Annotated in this window: 18 protein-coding genes; 6 read left to right on the forward strand and 12 right to left on the reverse strand. The window is 61.5% G+C overall.

All coding sequences use genetic code 11. The features are described 5' to 3' along the window. Positions 1–25: 25 nt before the first annotated feature. The 8 genes from V5A26_RS06320 to ahaH are packed head-to-tail and all read right to left on the reverse strand — an operon-like array spanning position 26 to position 7,892. Positions 26–1,426 carry a V-type ATP synthase subunit B gene (locus tag V5A26_RS06320; protein WP_332321085.1) on the reverse strand — a complete coding sequence of 467 codons (1,401 nt, stop codon included), beginning with the start codon at positions 1,424–1,426 and terminating at the stop codon, positions 26–28. Then, entirely contained in the window at positions 1,426–3,171 is a 1,746-nt protein-coding gene (locus V5A26_RS06325; RefSeq protein WP_332321086.1) for an ATP synthase subunit A, read from the reverse strand. The genes V5A26_RS06320 and V5A26_RS06325 overlap by 1 nt, the downstream gene beginning before the upstream one ends. Then, positions 3,171–3,503, reverse strand: a complete 333-nt coding sequence (locus V5A26_RS06330; RefSeq protein WP_332321087.1) for a V-type ATP synthase subunit F — start codon at positions 3,501–3,503, stop codon at positions 3,171–3,173. The genes V5A26_RS06325 and V5A26_RS06330 overlap by 1 nt, the downstream gene beginning before the upstream one ends. After that, the gene (gene ahaC, locus V5A26_RS06335; RefSeq protein WP_332322275.1) at positions 3,500–4,546 is read right to left on the reverse strand and encodes an ATP synthase A1 subunit C; all 1,047 of its coding nucleotides are present in this window, start codon (positions 4,544–4,546) and stop codon (positions 3,500–3,502) included. Before ahaC ends, V5A26_RS06330 begins: the two co-directional genes overlap by 4 nt. Then, the gene (locus V5A26_RS06340; RefSeq protein WP_332321089.1) at positions 4,543–5,118 is read right to left on the reverse strand and encodes a V-type ATP synthase subunit E; all 576 of its coding nucleotides are present in this window, start codon (positions 5,116–5,118) and stop codon (positions 4,543–4,545) included. Before V5A26_RS06340 ends, ahaC begins: the two co-directional genes overlap by 4 nt. A 12-nt stretch (positions 5,119–5,130) precedes the next feature. Continuing rightward, the gene (locus V5A26_RS06345) at positions 5,131–5,376 is read right to left on the reverse strand and encodes a F0F1 ATP synthase subunit C (protein ID WP_332321090.1); all 246 of its coding nucleotides are present in this window, start codon (positions 5,374–5,376) and stop codon (positions 5,131–5,133) included. A 7-nt stretch (positions 5,377–5,383) separates the two neighbouring features. Beyond that, entirely contained in the window at positions 5,384–7,573 is a 2,190-nt protein-coding gene (locus V5A26_RS06350; RefSeq protein ID WP_332321091.1) for a V-type ATP synthase subunit I, read from the reverse strand. After that, entirely contained in the window at positions 7,560–7,892 is a 333-nt protein-coding gene (gene ahaH / locus V5A26_RS06355; protein WP_332321092.1) for an ATP synthase archaeal subunit H, read from the reverse strand. The genes V5A26_RS06350 and ahaH overlap by 14 nt, the downstream gene beginning before the upstream one ends. Before the next feature lie 138 nt (positions 7,893–8,030). Between ahaH and V5A26_RS06360 the strand changes: the two genes are divergently transcribed. Continuing rightward, the gene (locus tag V5A26_RS06360) at positions 8,031–8,654 is read left to right on the forward strand and encodes a methyltransferase domain-containing protein (protein ID WP_332321093.1); all 624 of its coding nucleotides are present in this window, start codon (positions 8,031–8,033) and stop codon (positions 8,652–8,654) included. Here V5A26_RS06360 and V5A26_RS06365 read toward each other — a convergent pair. Both V5A26_RS06365 and V5A26_RS06370 read right to left on the reverse strand, forming a co-directional pair. Beyond that, complete coding sequence (locus V5A26_RS06365; RefSeq protein WP_332321094.1) at positions 8,610–9,128, reverse strand: type IV pilin N-terminal domain-containing protein; 519 nt, start codon at positions 9,126–9,128, stop codon at positions 8,610–8,612. The two genes, V5A26_RS06360 and V5A26_RS06365, sit on opposite strands and share 45 nt — an antisense overlap. 58 nt (positions 9,129–9,186) lie before the next feature. Further along, entirely contained in the window at positions 9,187–10,386 is a 1,200-nt protein-coding gene (locus tag V5A26_RS06370; RefSeq protein WP_332322276.1) for a DUF7094 domain-containing protein, read from the reverse strand. Positions 10,387–10,539: 153 nt separating this feature from the next. On the opposite strand from V5A26_RS06370, the gene V5A26_RS06375 reads away from it, so the two are divergent. From V5A26_RS06375 to V5A26_RS06390, 4 genes are read left to right on the forward strand one after another with little or no spacing between them, the layout of a single operon-like run. Continuing rightward, a complete protein-coding gene (locus tag V5A26_RS06375; protein ID WP_332321096.1) occupies positions 10,540–11,598 on the forward strand; it encodes a helix-turn-helix transcriptional regulator in 1,059 nt (352 codons plus the stop codon). A 44-nt stretch (positions 11,599–11,642) separates the two neighbouring features. After that, on the forward strand, positions 11,643–12,437 hold the full coding sequence (locus V5A26_RS06380; RefSeq protein WP_332321097.1) for an electron transfer flavoprotein subunit beta/FixA family protein: 795 nt from the start codon (positions 11,643–11,645) through the stop codon (positions 12,435–12,437). After that, positions 12,434–13,396, forward strand: coding sequence for an electron transfer flavoprotein subunit alpha/FixB family protein (locus V5A26_RS06385; protein ID WP_332321098.1), 963 nt, complete (start codon positions 12,434–12,436; stop codon positions 13,394–13,396). The genes V5A26_RS06380 and V5A26_RS06385 overlap by 4 nt, the downstream gene beginning before the upstream one ends. A 55-nt stretch (positions 13,397–13,451) precedes the next feature. Next, a complete protein-coding gene (locus tag V5A26_RS06390; protein WP_332321099.1) occupies positions 13,452–14,342 on the forward strand; it encodes a polyprenyl synthetase family protein in 891 nt (296 codons plus the stop codon). Here the strand turns inward: V5A26_RS06390 and V5A26_RS06395 are convergent, their stop codons facing one another. After that, the gene (locus V5A26_RS06395) at positions 14,343–15,431 is read right to left on the reverse strand and encodes a DUF373 family protein (RefSeq protein WP_332322277.1); all 1,089 of its coding nucleotides are present in this window, start codon (positions 15,429–15,431) and stop codon (positions 14,343–14,345) included. Between the two features lie 137 nt (positions 15,432–15,568). Between V5A26_RS06395 and V5A26_RS06400 the strand changes: the two genes are divergently transcribed. Next, entirely contained in the window at positions 15,569–16,561 is a 993-nt protein-coding gene (locus V5A26_RS06400; RefSeq protein ID WP_332321101.1) for a radical SAM protein, read from the forward strand. Positions 16,562–16,567: 6 nt separating this feature from the next. Here the strand turns inward: V5A26_RS06400 and V5A26_RS06405 are convergent. Then, a partial coding sequence (locus V5A26_RS06405; RefSeq protein WP_442908770.1) for a KaiC domain-containing protein occupies positions 16,568–17,561 on the reverse strand: 994 nt, incomplete at its 5' end.

Below are 17,561 nucleotides of genomic sequence, written 5' to 3' on the forward strand. Positions count from 1 at the left end.
CGTCGGCACAAAAACCCTTCCCGGCTTAGGCCTCGACTTCAGCCTCGTCTTCGAGGTAGTACTCCTCGATGAGGTCCTCGTCGATCCGGTTAAGTTCGGCTTTCGGGAACATCGAAACGAGTTCCCAGCCGATCGAGAGGGTTTCTTCGATGTCTCGGTTATTGGAGAATCCCTGGTCGACGAACTCGGCCTCGAAGCGATCTGCAAAGTCAAGATACGTGTTATCACGTTCCGAGAGGGCTTCCCGTCCCACAATGTTCACCAGGTCCCGGAGGTCCTCACCCTCGGCGTAGGCTGCATAGAGCTGATCCGAGAGGTCGCCGTGGTCCTCGCGGGTGAGGCCCTCGCCAATCCCTTCGTCCATCAGTCGGGAGAGACTTGGCAACACGTCCACTGGCGGCGCAACACCCTGGGAGTTGAGACCCCGGTCGACGTAGATCTGTCCTTCGGTGATGTAGCCGGTGAGGTCCGGAATCGGATGTGTATCGTCGTCACCTGGCATCGTGAGGATCGGGATCTGGGTAATCGATCCCTCCTGGCCCTCGATGCGGCCGGCCCGCTCGTAGAGTTGGGCCAGGTCGGTATACATGTATCCCGGGTACCCACGTCGGCCCGGAACCTCCTCGCGGGCCGCGCCAATTTCCCGAAGGGCCTCACAGTAGTTGGTCATGTCCGTAAGGATAACCAAAATGTGATACCCCTTCTCGAAGGCCAGATACTCGGCCGTGGTGAGGGCGAGTCGCGGCGTGATCGTCCGTTCGACGGCCGGGTCGTCCGCGAGATTCAAGAAGAGGGTGGAGCGTTCGAGCGCGCCGGTGCGCTCGAAGTCCTCGATGAACTCGTTTGCCTCTTCCCGGGTGATCCCCATCGCCCCGAAAACGACAGCGAACTCGCTTTCCTCTCCACTTTCCTCTTCCTCGGGCACGGTTGCCTGCCGGGCGATCTGGAGTGCCAGATCGTTGTGTGGCAGGCCCGATCCCGAGAACAGCGGGAGCTTCTGGCCGCGGACAAGCGTGTTCATGCCGTCCAGGGCCGAGATACCGGTTTGAATGAACTCGCGGGGATACTCCCGTGCGAACGGATTCATCGCCGCGCCGACGATATCACGTCGTTCGTCCGGCACGATCTCCGGGCCGCCGTCGATCGGCTGACCGGACCCGTCGAGGACCCGCCCGAGGAGCCCTTCGGTAACGGGCATTTTGAGGGTCTCCCCGAGGAACCGGACAGAAGCGTCCCGGCCGATCCCTTCGGTTCCCTCGAAGACCTGGATGGCGACGATGTCGCCCGATGTCTCCAGTACCTGGCCCCGCTTGACATCTCCATCCGGCGTTTCGATCTCGACGATCTCGTCGTAGCCGATCGGTTCGTCGGTCTCGACGAACACCAGCGGACCGCTCACGTCGGTGATAGTTCGATATTCCTTCATCAGTAACGCGCCTCCAGTTGGGCGGTGATTTCGTCTTCGAGCTCCTCGATGAACGGGTCCCAGTCCTCGGTCGTGTTCATGCGATTGAGGCGTGGCAGCGCATCGACCGAACTGATCTCGTCGACCGGAACCCCAGCGTCGAGCGCTTCGAAGGCCGCCTCGTCAAAGGTCTTGATTGCCTGCAACATTCGGTAGGTTTTCTCCGGCGTACAGGAGGTGTCGACCTCGTGGAAGGCGTTTTGCTGCAGCCAGGCCTCCCGGATGTATCGAGCGATCTCTAGCGTGAGTTGCTGATCGTCGGGCAGCGCGTCCTTGCCGACCAATTGGACGATCTCCAGGAGTTCGGTCTCCTCGTCGAGGATGTCGATCGCCCACTGGCGGAGTTCCGGGAAGTCCCTGGCCACATTCTCCTCGTACCACGGGTCGAGTTGGTCGCGGTACAGCGAGTAGGACTCGTTCCAGTTGATCGCCGGGAAGTGTCGGCGCTCGGACAGATCGGCATCGAGCGCCCAGAAGACATTAACGATGCGCAGCGTGTTCTGCGTGACCGGCTCGGAGAAGTCGCCACCTGGCGGGGAGACCGCCCCGATAACCGACACCGATCCTTCGGTGCCGTTGACGTTCTCGAAGTAGCCGGCTCGCTCGTAGAACTGGGCCAGCCGGGAGCCGAGGTACGCGGGATACCCTTCCTCGCCGGGCATCTCTTCGAGCCGGGAGGAAATCTCCCGCATCGCCTCGGCCCAGCGCGAGGTCGAGTCGGCCATCAGCGCGACGTTATACCCCATGTCCCGGAAGTACTCGGCCATCGTGATCCCCGTGTAGACCGAAGATTCCCGAGCCGCGACCGGCATATTCGAGGTATTCGCGATGAGCGTCGTGCGAGCCATCAGGGGGTTCCCCGAAATCGGGTCCTCCAGCTCTGGGAAGTCCTCGATGACCTCAGTCATCTCGTTGCCCCGCTCCCCACAGCCGACGTACACGACGATGTCGGCGTCAGCCCACTTCGCAAGTTGGTGCTGGGTGACCGTCTTTCCGGAGCCGAATGGGCCCGGAATCGCAGCCGTGCCACCTTTGGCAAGCGGGAACAGCCCGTCCAGAATCCGTTGACGGGAGATCAATGGAGTGGTTGGAGTCTGCTTTTCCGCTGCCGGCCGGGCCGTCCGAACCGGCCACTCTTGATGCATCTGGATTTCTTCGCCGGAGGAGAGCTTGGCGACGGGTTCTTTGACGGTGTAGGACTCGGCCTCGATCTCGGTGACTTCACCACCCTCCGAATCGGGCGGCACCATGATCTTGTGGTCGATGGAGACCGTCTCCTCGACGATGCCGACCACGTCGCCCGGACCCACTTTTTCGCCTTCTTCGACAGTGGGTTCGAACTCCCACTCCGTGTCGAGGTCGATCCCCGGGGCGTCGACTCCGCGGTCGAGGAACGCACCCATCTCCTCCTCGAGGATTTCGAGTGGGCGCTGGACCCCATCGTAAATCGAGTCCAACAGTCCTGGTCCGAGGTCGACCGTGAGCGGTTCGCCCGTCGACTCGACGGGTTCCCCCGGCCTGATACCCGAGGTCTCCTCGTAAACCTGGAGCGTCGTCACGTCGCCTTCGATCTCGATGACCTCGCCCATGAGCCCTTCCTCGCCGACGTACACGACGTCGTTCATCTGGGCGTCGAGGTCCGTGGCGGTCACGACTGGACCGCTCACGCTTTCGATTTGACCGTGTGCTGTAGTCTGCGTACTCATTAGGATTCCTCCTCGTCCATCAGGTCGATTCCGATCGCCCGTTTGATCTGATCGCGAAGTCCGGAGGCTCCGGCCGTGCCAGCGCCAAGAGTCACGACCGTCGGCTCGATACTCTCGGACACTGTTCGTCGGGTTCCAGCGGAGAGATAGTCCAGGTCTTCGGCGTGCATGATGATGATGCCGATGTCCTCCCGGCCCATCACGTTCGTGACAGCCTCGTCGAGGCGGTCGGCTTTTTGATCGTCTCTCACGTTTTCGAACTCGTGGACCCCGGCGAGTCTGAACCCAGTCGTGAAATCGGGGGCACCGATGACGGCGATTTCCTGGCTCATAGCATCACCAGTTCGGATTCGATAGTTGCCCTGCTCAGCCCCGTTTCCTTCCCGTGGGCGATTGCCCGGATGTTGTCGACCTCCCGTTCTTTCGCCAGGATGTAGGCCAATACCGGACAGACCGAGAGTGGATAGACGTGTGAAAGTCGATCCGAGTAGGAGAGCAACGCCTCGTCGATGGCTCGCTCAAACACGCTAATATCCGAGTCGGCCTGCAACGCGTCGATGGCCGATTCCAGATCATCCTCGTACCGACTGTCTCGAATGTGGTCGATTAGCTGGTCGGGATCGGAGACGAGGGTGCCGATCTCCGACCGGGAGAACAGCCGTCCCCCTTCGATGAAATAATCGGCTGGGTCAATATCAGCCCCCGACCGGGCGATCCGGAGATCGTTCAACACGTTCCGGAAGTCGATCTCGGCCTGCAGGAACTCCTGGTACAGTTCCATCGGGCCGGTTTCCTTTTTGGCTTCGTAAAAGAGGCCCTCGTAGTAGGCCCGATCGATCGCGTTTTCAAGCGGCATGAGGAGGCCCGAGTCCTCGTACTCCTCGAACGCTGCCTCGATGTTGTCACCGAACATCGTGTCTTCGATCCGTTCAACGGCCGCCTCGATATCTGCGGCTGCGATCAGTTCGTCCAAAAACTCGGGGTCCAGTTCACCCGCGTCGATGAGGTTTTCCCGGATCTCCTCGTCGGTGGCGCCCGAATAGTGGCCCCGAAGAACCGTTTTGAGGTTCCAGGCGTCGAACTTCCGCAAGTAGCGGGCGACAAATTCGTACAACCGTCCCTCCGAAAAGCGGAGCAGGTCGTCGAACTCCCGGGCCAGGTTCTGGTTCAGGGCGTACTCGATGAGTTGCACGCCACTGTATCGGGCCCCAAGGTCGTTGATCTCCGCCTGGTAGGGCGATTCCTCCATGTACCGAGCGATACCCCCCAGCCCCATTCCGAGCAACTTCCGATAATCGTCCTCGTCGAACAGCGATGCCCGCCGGTGTCGAACACGGGAGACGACGTACTCGTAATTGGCCGAGCGACTACTCATTGCTCCTCGAAGAGCACGTCACTGAGCGCTTTCAGGTTCTCGTTCCAGACGGTTTCGAGCACCGAATCGAATGTGTTGTCGACCCGAAGGCGTCCGTCGCGGCCTTCGAGCACGACCCCACCGAGACAGTCCGTTTCCCCGGCGAGTTCAAAGCCATCGTACTCCGCAAGGATCTCCGTTACCAACTCCGTGTCCGCAGAGCGGGTGTAGACCTCTGCCTCCTCGAACTCCGACGCAGCGTCCTCGAGGAGGTCCCGGACCAGCGACTCCCGTTCCGCCGTGGGAAGGTCCGCGATGGCTTCTTCGACTCGCTCACGGACGGTGGCCAACACGTCTCGCCGGGCCTCCAGGCGCTCCTGTTTGGCCTCGAGGGCGCCACTGGAGAGTCGCCGTTCGCGCTCTTGCCCGATTTCGGCCTCGACTTCTCGTTCGGCCGTCTCGCGGATCTCCTCGGCCTCAGCTTCGGCGTCAGCCAGGATCTCCTGGGCCGTTTCGTCGGCCTCGACCAGGATCTCCTCGGCCTGGGCTTCTGCTTCCGCCTGAATGTCCGCGACGACCGTATCAAGACTCATTGGTTGGCGACCTTAAACGACGAAGATCGTTACGAGCGCGAGGATCACGAGCGTTTCGGGAATCACTGTCAGAATCAACCCGATCCCGAACAGATCCTGGTCCTCGGCGATCGCGCCCATTGCCGCTGCACCGATACTTCGCTCTGCAATCCCCGCGCCGAGCGCGGCGAGTCCAACAGCCAATGCGGCCCCGGCTGTTGGGGGGATAGCTGCTTCCTGTGCGACCAATCCGACGGCGTTTGCAAGTGTGTCTAGCATTGGTTACTCAGTCCGTGGTGGTGTAATGACGAGTGTATCCGAACGGATGATAGTTCGCTCCACCGCCCTCATAAAACTTCCCAAAGAATTCAACATACTCGAGACGGACGGCCTGCAGTCCGGCACTTGTGATGCCAAGCGCGAGCACAAGGAGATGGCCCACGACCAGGACCAAAATTCCGCCGAGCCAGCCTATCGGGCCCATATTAATGAGCCCCTGGAACAGGACAGTTGCCCCTTCCGGTGCGTGGGCGTGGCCCCCGATCACGAGAAAGTGGAACAATCCCTCGGGATCTTGATATGCGCCGAAGAAGAGCAGATTCACGACGAAAGCCATCCCCGCTTTGGCGAGCAGGACCGCAGCAATCCGGGTGTACGAGAGGACGTTCACCAGGACGTTGAGACTCTCGAGGAGGCCCAGGGCACCTTCGCCGAGGACCAATAGCCCAAGTCCGGTCGCAGCGAGCACGAGGCCCACCAGACCAGCGGTGGCAGGGAAGCCGCCGAATCCTAATGCAAAGGCCACCTGGTCGCTCGCGATGGCTGCTCCCGACGGAAGCGTGGCCTCAGCACTGTTGAACACCGTGAACAGTAGATCGGGTTTCGCACCCGCCGCATGGGTGCTGAAAATCCACAGCCAGATCCCGCCCATCAGCACGATCCAGGACCCCTTCTCGAAGAAGGCGTCTTTGATCCCGTGGGAGAGCAAGTTGACGAAGCCGAAAACGTAGCCGGCTGTCAGGTGCAAAAGTCCCACGAACAGCGTCAGAAACAGCCACGCCTGGGCATAGGCGAGGAAGTTCGGCTGGAGTCCCTTGTGGAGCGGCGGGTGGCCAGCCCAGAGAACGTCACCGAGTCCGTGCAGGCCGAATATTTCACCATAGAGGATGCCAAAGAGAATCGTAAAGGCCCCAGCCCAGACCGCGACCCCACCCAGACTCTTGAGTCCGTCACTCTCGACCCGGGTGACGATGAGATAGCCGATCGTTGCGTACAAAATCCCGTATCCCACGTCCCCGATCATGAATCCGAACATGAGCGGGAAGGTCAGCAGGATGGCGATGGTTGGATCGAGTTCCCAGTAGGTCGGCTGGTTGATCGCTTTGACGAGTACCTCGAAGGGTTTGGCCAGGCGGTGATTGTCCAGCAGGACCGGGGGCGAGTCGCCCGATTCGAGTTCAGCGGACCCCCCATCTGCGGCCACGTCCTCGGTTTCGGTCGATTCCGGTCCCGGTTCGTCTGGCTCATGAGCCTCGTGTGAGGGGGCATAGTCCTGATGGGCGGCTACTTCGATTTCATCGACGGCGACGTGGCCGTCAGCGGCCTCGGTAACCGTCTGTTCGAACGTGTCATATTCCCGCTCGGGAATCCAACCTTCGGCAACAAAGGCGTGGTCCGAGGTCGCAAACCGAAGGGGTGCTTCGCGTTTTTGCACGTCGATGAAGAGCGCTTCCTCGACCGCCAGCAGAAATTCGGCGTGTTCCTCGCGGGCCGCCGCCAGTTCCTCCTCGATCCGCTCGAGTTCCGCCTCCAACTCCGTTCGGTTCTCCCGCAGAGTTTCAGCAGCGTCCAGAGGATCACCCTCGCCATCCGGCACTTCGTATTGCGTGAAATCTACGCCCACGAGGACGTCCTCGAGTGAGACGTCATCCGGATGCGCAAAGACCGCGAGCACGTCGTCACCGGTAAACACCTCAAAGGCCTCGATGGTGTCGGCCTCCTCCAGTGCGGTTTCGACCGCGTCCTGGTCACCAGTTCCGGCCATGACCGAGAGAGTTTCGTATCCCCGGAGCAGATCAAGGTCGATCCCCAGGTCGATGAACGGCTGCAGCGAGCCGAGATCGTCCTCAACATTCGAGAGGTCCGTTCGAACCGTGGCCCGCTCGTCGTCCAGTTCGGTCACTGACTCCCGGATCGTTTCGAGTCGTTCCGGAACCGTCTCCCAGTCGAGGATTCGGCGGTCCTCGATGTCCCGCTCTGTCACGTCCAACATCGACTGCAGTGAACGAACTGTCACGAGATTGTCCGCCGCGTCATCGGCCCCAGTGAGGGGGGTTCCCGTTTCAAACCCCTCGATCTGGCCCTCGTATTCTGAGAGGTGGACGACTTCGAGGTCGTGGATGGCTTCGATGACGGGCTCGATGACCCGGTTCGAGCCCGTCACCGAGACTTTGCTCATACGCTCAGGTCTGAGCATGTACCGCCTCCGTGAACCGTTCGAGGGCGAGTTCGACTGCCTCGTCAATGCGGGATTCCGCCCGTTCGACGAGTTCATCGCGTTCCTCGCGCCCCGTCTCGATGATCGATTCGCGCTCGGCTTCGATTTCTTCGCGGGCCGATTCGAGTCGTTCCTCCCGGTGTGCCCGGGCCTCGGATTCGGCCGTCGAAACGAGCTCTTCGGCCTCGGATTCAGCCTCGGAGATGATCTCCTCGGCCTCGTTTTGAGCCGCCTCGACCCTGGAATCAGCCTCGCTTTCGGCCTCTTTGATGGCTTCGAGAACCTCTGGTCTCGGCATTCTAATTTCTAATTGGTGATACCAAGACCCCATATTTGGGGTTTGCGAAAATAGTGCGACTGCCCGCTCCATGGACCCGAATTGTCCCGATAGCCGGGAAAGCAAGCGCTAAAGGGAGACAGTTCCCAAAAGCGAGTAATGGGCGTCCTGGAGGACAAATCACGAGCACGGGTATTCTATAAATACCTCTCGAAGGTGTACGACCAGGTCAACGCCTTCGTCTTCACTGAGCCGATGCGGGAAGAAGCCCTCGAACTCCTCGGTATCGACGAGTCCGACAGCGTGATTGACGTGGGGTGTGGGACCGGATTCGGCACCGAAGGTCTTCAAACCCGGACGTCGGACATCCTCGGACTCGACCAGAGCCCCCACCAGATGGCCAAGGCTCGCGACCGGTTGAACGAGCGCGAACTCCTCGGATTCTCGATGGGCGACGCCGAAAACCTTCCCATCAAGACCGACGCCTTCGACGCCGCCTGGTCCTCCGGGTCGATCGAGTACTGGCCCAATCCAGAGCAGGGACTCGCGGAAATGCGCCGCGTGGTCAAACCGGGCGGTCCCGTAGTCGTTGTCGGCCCCTACTACCCGGACTCCTGGATCGGTCGCCGGATCGTCGATGCCATCATGCTCTTCTACGATGAGGCTGAGGCCGAGGAGATGTTCCAGGCCGCCGGGTTCGAGGAGACCCAACACGAGGTCATCGGCTCGAAGTACAAGTCAAACCTCGCTATCGTCTCCATCGGCGTCGTCCCCCAGGACTGACGTCTCGACTCGGCCGATCGTCCGTCCGTTTTGGGACAGTTCGACGGTAAGTTCGTCCCCTGCCGTCGGAACCGGAACGTTCGAATCGCTAATCGTGACCGACGCGGTTTCGCCGACGGTCCATTCGGGGTCCGCAGCCGAGTTGAACGGTCCGGTGGGCCCGGGCGCAAACCCCACTGTGGAGAAAAACGGTACCGGCGGCTGTTCGGCAAGCGGCGTCCCGTCGACCGAGATGGTGACGCTGAGATCCCGGACGTCGATCGCGTCCCCACCGTCGTGAGTCATGCGGATTTCGCCATCGGCAGTCGCCTCTGCCGAGAGTCGAGTGAAGGCCGCAGGATCGTCCGCCGCCATCGCCCCCGCCGGACCACCCAGCGCGGCGGTCCCGACGGTGGTAACGAGGATGGCGGCGAGCGCGACGGTTATCGAGGCGAGCAACAAGGTGCCAAAGACGGGTGAGAGGGCGCGGGTCACAGGGTGGCTTGGTCCGTCCTTATGGGATAAACCTCAGGCACCCTGCGGACCCCAGGGCCTACTCAGGCTGGACCCCCAGTTCGAGGGTTTCCGTTCCCGTTTCTGCAGTCACATTGAACGAAGTTGGTGGAGTGAGCAGCCAGACTGGGGACTCGTCTGCGGTCCCAATCGGGGACCCCTCCACCTGGATTGTCGCCGGTTCGGAGACGCCAGTCTGATTCACGACCTGTACTCGAAGCGGCGAACCTGGTCGTGGCTCCGACATCTGGAGCGTCGAGTTGTTGACCGTCGTCGAGGGGCCCGACATAACCGGCAAACTGGAGAGGCTTTTTTCCTGCACCTCGCGATAGACGTTCCCCGAGGACGTATCGAGCAGGCTGTTCAGGACGCCATGTCCGTGAGAAAGTTGGAAACGAAAGACGTCCTGCCCGACAGTATTGATGCTCACGTCGCCTTTATTTTCCCACGCCCACGGATAGAGCTCAGCGATGCGGCTCTGGGCTGCGTCTAAATCAACCCCACCGACTGCGTCGTCGCGGGCGTCCGTGCGCATGACTTCTCGATTGTACGTGCCGTCCCGAATGGCCGAGAGTGCCACACCGTTTTCGCCGACGCTGACGAAGATATCGCCGGTGGGGTCCCCACCGGTTACCGCAGTCCCGATCTCGCCGGCCACCGGCCCCGTGTATCGAAGGGTGTCAGTCTGCTGGGCGGCCACTCGATCCTGAAGGGCCGGGTGGTCCTCGGCGAGGGCCTCGTAGGTTCGCAGGGTATTTTCGAGGGCGTTGGCTTCCTGGTTCACTTGACCGACCGTCGAGAGATACGTTTCAGGTCCGATCTCGCTGGTCCGGTACCGGTCCCGTGCGACCTGTTCCCGGTGGGCGAGTTCCTCGACGCGGTCCGCATTTCGGTCGAGTGCCTCCCGAAGCACCCGCTCCCGATCAGGGTCGTTGGCCGCCAGTCGATTCTGGACCGCGTGACTATCGAGTATCGCTTCGACTGCACCCGATTCGGCCTGCATTGCGTCGGTTACTGAGACCGAACCAGCAGTGATAGCGCTCTCCTCGACGGTGTCGAGGGTGAGGCTCCGCGTGGTGTTTGGGCCGACCTCGACTGGCTGGAACACGGATGGGTCTTCGACCGACGGGTGTACCTGCCCCGAAGTGGCGGCCCCAGCGGGACCCGCTCCGACGGCCAGGCTCGCCCCCACCCCGAGGACCAGGAGGGCAAGCAGGACCGACCGAAGCGGGCGGGTCATGTTCCATGATTCGATTCCCCTGCTCAAAAACGATGCGGAGGAGCACACAGCGATTTGATCCATCACCAACGGTGCTTCGAACCCTCCTGGGGACTGGAACGGCTTTTGTACCAATAGAAAGGACTTTGCCCGTCGGCGGGCCACCTTATGGCAATGCGATGGGCCGTCCCTGTGCTGGTCGGAGCCCTCCTTGTACTCTCCCTTGCAGCCACGCCGGCGGCTGCGACCCCGACACACGATGAGACGACATTTGTGGTGGAAATCCAGGAGAACGGCGACGCCGTCTGGACGGTCTCCACCACCTACGTCCTCGAAAACCAGTCGGACGAACAGGCTTTCGAAACGGTTCGCAGCGATCATGAATCGGGTGCCGATCCCAGTCCCGACCCCGCCCTCTTCGAAGCGGCAATCGATGCCGTCGCGGCCGAAACGAATCGGGATATGGAGTTGACCGGGATCAACCGCTCCAGCACAGTTCGAGACGGTGAAAACGTGAGCTATGGGGTACTCAGACTATCATTCACCTGGACGAACTTTGCGGTGGTCACCGAGGACAAGGTGTCGGTCGACGCCGCCTTCGCCGGGGGTTGGTTCGGGGACCTCGCAGCGAACCAGACCTTGCTACTCGAACCCCCGGCCGAGTATCGCCACTTGCGGGCCAACCCTTCGACAGACATCGTGAACGGTGGCTTGCAGTGGGAGGGACCCCAGACGTTCGAAGCGAACGAACCCACTGTCGTTTTCGAGGCCTTTGAACCACCACCCCCCGGTCTCGAGGCGCTCCTGTCACCAATGGCCGCAGGCATTGGGGGCGCGATTCTCGGTGCAGCACTCCTCTTCGCCTGGCGCCGAGACCTCTTCGGCCGGTCTGGGGACGAGGCTTCCGCACAAGCGGCCGAACCCGGGGACGATACGACCGAAATGGGAGCGGCAGAGCCTGAACCCGCCACGCCCGAGTCCGGGGCTGAAGAACCACCGGCCGAACCGACACCGGCGGTCGACACGGAACTATTGAGCGACGAGGAACGAGTGGAAGACCTCCTGCAACAGAACGACGGTCGGATGAAGCAGGCCAAAATCGTGGAGGAGACCCGCTGGTCCAATGCCAAGGTCTCACAACTCCTCTCTGCCATGGCCGAGGAGGGGCGGATCGAAAAGCTCCGTATCGGCCGCGAGAACCTCATTTCGTTGCCCGACGAGACCGAGGAGTAACCGTATCACAAGGGTAAAGCGCCGGCACGGCAAATTGGCCCCCAATGAAGATTCTGGTCACCTTTGCCGAGGTGGCAGCCGTCGCCGACAACTTCGAAATCGAAGACGGGGCCGTTGACGAGCGATACCTCGAGTACGATCTCAACGAGTGGGACGAGTACGCCCTCGAAGAGGCCGTCTCACTACGAGAGGAGGGAGTCGCCGACGAGGTCGTGACCGTCACGATCGGTCCGGAACGGTCAGAGGACACCATTCGCATGGCCCTCGCCAAAGGAGCCGACCGGGCGGTCAGAATCTGGGACGAGTCGCTTGCGGACGGGCCACTCGAAGACGTCACGACCAGGGCGGCGCTTATAGCCCCAGTTGTCGAGGAAGAAGACCCCACACTCGTGCTCTCGGGTGTCCAGGCAGCCGACGATGGTTACGGCGCGACAGGCGTGGCTCTGGCCCGGGTACTCGAGAGCCAATGGGCCGCGGTGGTGAATGACCTCACGTTGGACCTGCCGAATAACACCGCCCGCGTTCGCCGGGAACTCGAAGGGGGTATCGAGGAGCTGACCCAAATCAACCTCCCGGCCGTGCTGACGATTCAGAGTGGTATCAACAATCCTCGATACGCCAGCCTCCGGGGGCTGCAGCAGGCCCAAACACAGGAGATCGATCTTCGGACCCCGGGCGATCTCGATATCGAACCTGAGTCCCTGAAACCGGGGCTCACCAGGGGCAAACTGGCCGAACCCGAACCGAAAGGTGACACTGAATACGTCGAGGGCGAACCCGACGATCAGGCCGAGGCGATCGCCGGTTTGCTCGTCGAGCACGGGGTGGTCGAGGAATGAGCGACGTCCTCGCCGTCGTCGAACATCGTCGGGGCGAACTCCGCCCCGTGAGTTTCGAACTCCTCACAGCCGGCCGAGACCTCGCTGCCGCGATGGACGAGGAGTTGCACGTCGCCGTCATCGGCGGCCCAGTCGACCGCTATGTAGACCGACTCAATCGGGCGGGCGTCGACGTGATCCATACTGTCGATAACGGGGCGGAGTTCAACCACGACGTGTACGTCCAAACAGTCGATGCGCTCTGTCAGACCCTCGAACCAGGAGTGTTGCTCACGCCCCATACGGTCAACGCACTCGATTACGTCCCGGCAGTTGCAATCGACCGGGAGATGGCCCTGGTAACCGACGTACTCGAACTTTCAGTCGAGGACGACACGCTTCTCGCGACCCGCGAGTTCTACGAGTCAAAGGTGACCGCTTCGATGGCGGTCGAGGACACCCCGCGGGCTGTGACAATCCGCCCGGGTGAATGGCCGGCCGCCGAGGGCATCGCCGAAACCGAGGTCCGATTCTTCGAGTTCGAGCCCGACGACGAAAGCATCAAATCGCACGTAGAAGGGTACGAAGAGGCCGGTTCGTCCGAAGTGGATGTTACAGCCGCCGACTTCCTGATCGGGGTCGGTCGGGGGATCGGCGAGGTCGAGAACCTCGCCCTCATCGAGGACCTTGCCGAAGCCGGAGACGCCACGATCGCGGCCTCCCGCCCACTGGTCGACAAGGGCTGGTTTGAGACTGGCCGACAGGTCGGCCAATCGGGGAAAACAGTCTCACCGGACGTCTACCTCGCGATCGGCATCTCAGGGGCCGTCCAACACGTAGCCGGGATTAAAGGCGCGGACACGATCGTCGCAATCAACACTGACCCCCATGCACCCATTTTCGACATCGCGGATCAAGCCATCGTCGGGGACCTTTTCGAGATTGTCCCGGCACTCACCGAGCAGGTGCACACCCAATAATCGACGTGCCGAGGCCTCGCAATTCGTTTAAAGCGGCAGTGCCAAGAACGCTTCAATGGAGTACGTCGAGGCACGCCAGAACGTCATCGAAGCGCGGCTCGAGGAGGTGGTCTCGGCGGTCGATCCGGACGAACTCGAGGACGAGCTCGCACACGTCGTCCTCGCAGGCGGCAAACGAGTGCGGCCGACACTGACCCTCTTGACCTGTGAAGCTGCGGGTGGGACCGTGTGGTGTAAGAACGGTTCGGGCGAATCGGCCTCACTCGGTGCAAACGGTGAAACCGCCTTGGACTTCGCCGTCGGCGTCGAACTCGTCCACAACGCCTCCCTGGTGGTCGATGATATCATCGACCGGTCAGAGCTCCGACGCGGCAACGAAAGCGCCTGGGCCGAGTACGGTCACGGCCCGGCCCTAATCACGAGCGACGGCCTCCTCGGCGAAGCGTTTGAGCTTTTTTCCGCCGATGCACGAGCCCTGGCATCGGTCTCGCGGGCTCTGGTCGAACTCGGGGAGGGTGAGGCCGTCGAACTGGTCGAACGACCGAGTTCCGAAGCCGAGTACATGGACCTGGCACGTCGAAAAACGGGGGCGCTGTTCCGCACCGCGGCCGAACTCGGGGCTATCGCCGCCGACACCGACGCGGCAACAATCGACGCGTTCGGGGAATACGCCGAGCGTGTCGGGATCGCGTTTCAGATTCGAGACGATGTCCTCGATGCGGTCGCTGACTCCGCGGACCTCGGGAAACCGACAGGACACGACGATACGATGGACCGGCCTTCGATCGTCCGCGTGACAGGCGAAGATCCAGAGACCCTTACAGAACGAGCGCACATGGAGGCAGATGCGGCCCTCGCGGCCCTTGATCGGGTGAGCGCAGGTGACGAGGAGGCGATCGGGTATCTCGAAGATCTAGCGGAGTTCGTGGTCGATCGGGATCGCTAATCAGGCCTGGGTACCTGTTTTCGGAGTCCGGTGTGACTCGACGACGGCAATTGTAAGGGTACTCAACACACTCAAGAGCGTCCCCGCCGTGAGCACGGCCGCCAGCGTGGCCAGATCCACAGTCCCGAGGAAGAAGGCGCTCATCGTGTGGAGAATGGCTCCGATCGCGAGAATGTAGACTGGTGCATTGAGGTACCGCCAGTGGAATCGTCCAGCGAGGAACTCGTCGGTGATCTGGCCCAAACTGGTGGTGAACGCGGCGGCGGCGAACCACCTGATCGCACCATAAAAGAGGGCGGCCAGCATCGTCCCGACGTCGATGGCTTCGTCCACGCGGACGGTATCCAGCGTTTCCACACCTTCGACCCCGCCCACCACGAGCAACGCCGCGGCCACGATATACGTGATGAGCGTGACGCGGCCTGTGTAGAGGCTCCGACGGGCTCGTGACACCCAGTCGTCGATCGCGTTTTCCAATCCGAGCCCTCGGACGAGTGCATACAGACCCAGCGCACCAGACCCCAACCCGAGGACGGACCCCGGCAGCCCCACCATATCGGCCAGAATTGCGAGTGGATAAATGAGCAGCAGAACGCCCAATGGCACGAGGATCGTCCCCCGGGTCTCCGGGTCGTCCAGCACCTGTTTGATCGTGTAGTACATCGATTCGAGGTCCTGTGCCTGTCTGACGACGACCCGGCGGACGGAGTCGATCTGCACCCGTGACCGGATGACCGGGATCACGCTTTCATCCTGGGCTCCGTCAGTCACCACGATAACACGGACCGCCTCCTCGGCCTGCAGTTGTGCCAACACCTGGTCGAGTTCCCGGCCGACAGCACGATTTGCGGCCACGTCACCCCGCTCTTCGCCGGTGACGGCGGCGACTTCGACCGCCTCGTCCTTCCCAGCGAACCTGTCGTGGAGGTGCACACCTTCGAAAAACACGTTGACGTCACTGTCCTCGGGGTCGGCTTCGGCCAGTGACACGGCGGCGTGCTCGATTTCGTTGCGACCGACAACCGGTGTCGGAATCCCGGTCTTCCGACCGAGGTCGTCATCGAGGTCCACACACAGGACCAACAACATCGGGCGAAGATACGGGTGGGTTCCGGTAAGAATCTTCGGCCCGTAGGTCGGGAGTCAGAAGCTGGCCGCTGACCCCCTCCAGGCGGCCTGAAGACGCTACCGGGCCCCTTTTGGGGCATCGTACCGAAATACGGCGCATGCTATCCCGGGGCTGTGAACAGTGTGCGATCGGCGGCAAACTCGTGCTCTTCGTGCACGGGTACTGTGATCAGCGCGATTGTTTTTACTGCCCGCTCGGGAAAAACCGGAAAAACGTCGATCAGGTGTTCGCGAACGAACGCCCGGTCGAAACTGACGAGGACGTCCTCGAAGAGGCCCGTAAAATGGACGCAATGGGGAGTTCGATTACGGGGGGTGAACCCCTCGAATCGATGGACCGGACGACCCACTATATCTCACTTCTCAAAGAGGAGTTCGGCTCGGATCACCACATCCACCTCTACACGGGGATCACCGGCGACCGTGACACCATGCAGGAGTTAGCGGCTGCCGGATTGGACGAGATCCGCTTTCACCCGCCAGTCGGACTCTGGGGCAACCTTCATGGAACCAAATGGGAGGAGATTTTGTCTGTAGCCCGCGAGGAAGGGCTGACACCGGCCTTCGAAATCCCGGGGATCGAGGCCGAACCTGAATTCCTCGAATTCATCGACGAGGGCGCCGCCGATTTCGTCAACGTCAACGAGTTCGAATTGAGCCAGGGGAACTACCGGCGGATGGACGAACACGGCTACGACAGACGGGAGAACCACATGAGCGCCGTCGATGGCAAAGAGGAAGCGGATCTCTCCGATCTGGTCGCCCACCCCAACGTCTACTTCTGTACGAGTACGTTCAAAGACGCGGCCCAGCACCGCAACCGGCTCAAACGAACGGCGACAAACGTCAAGCGGCCCTTCGAAGAGCAAACTGATGACGGGACGCTAGTCTATGGGGTCACCGAGGTGGAACCGAGCCGTCTCACGGACCTTGGGGTCCCCGACGAATATTACGAGGTGACCGACGAGCGGGTCGAAATCGCCTGGTGGTTGCTTGAAGAAATGGTCGAGGAGGGGGATCTTGAAGAGGGCGCCATCGTTGAACAATACCCGACCTACGACGGGCAGGTCGTGGAACGAACGCCGCTGTGAACAAATTCAGAAGATCGTGGCGTCCCGGTAGACCGAGATCCCCTCGTTCGTAATCTCGTACGGTTTGGTCTCTCGAGAGTGGTTCGCGTCCCGGATCTTTTGGATTTCGACGGCCATCCGGGTTTCCTGGAAATCTTCCGGTCGCACATATTGGAGAACGAACACGGCATCCGTGAGGTACTCGATAATGCCGAACCGGGAGGCATACGGCGTGTTTTCAGCGGCCTCGCTCGTGACAAGTGTCGTCACGCCGCCCGCTTTGAGCGCCCTTGCGAAATCGTAAATCTCCGTGCGCCGGGTCGCCTGGTCGTCATACATCATCTCCAACAGCGACACCGAATCCAGAACGAGGCGGTCGGCCCCGTAGTTCTCGACCAGTCGGGGCAGTTCGCTTCGAATGCTCGTCAGACTGTTGGCCATATCAACCGGATCGAGGTCGAGGACGGCGAGTGAGCCCTCCGCTGCCGCACCCTCGAAGTCCCAGCCCTTCTGTTGGGCGCTCTTGTAAATCCGGTCGCGACTTTCCTCCAGCGTAATGAAGACCCCTTTACCGTCGGACGCGAGTGCCTCCTGCAGAAACTGAAGCGCAAAGGTCGTTTTCCCGGTCCCGGCACCCCCGATCACCGAGAGTAAAGACCGCTCCGGGACCCCCTCTTGGATCATCTCATCCAACCCTTCGATCCCAACCGTGACACGCGGGGTCACTGTCTGGTAGTCCCCTTCCTCGAATTCCGTGGTCTCCTCCTCTCCAACGTCGAATCCGAAGGATTCCCCACCCTCGACGTCGATGTCGAGGGCCTCCTCACCACTCGTTTCGAACGACTCCGATTCCGGTTCAGGGGTCCCAGCCTCGGATTCGAGATCAGCCATCGCCTCCGCCCAGTCCGATTCCGGCTCGGCCGCTGTGTCGTCCTGTTCTGCGGGCTCATCGAGCGCTGTTTCGTCCTGTTCTGTGGGCGTCTCGGCCACTGAATCGTCCTGTTCTGTGGGCGTCTCGGCC

It is taken from the genome of Halodesulfurarchaeum sp., assembly GCF_036626455.1.
Taxonomy (GTDB): Archaea; Halobacteriota; Halobacteria; order Halobacteriales; family Halobacteriaceae; genus Halodesulfurarchaeum.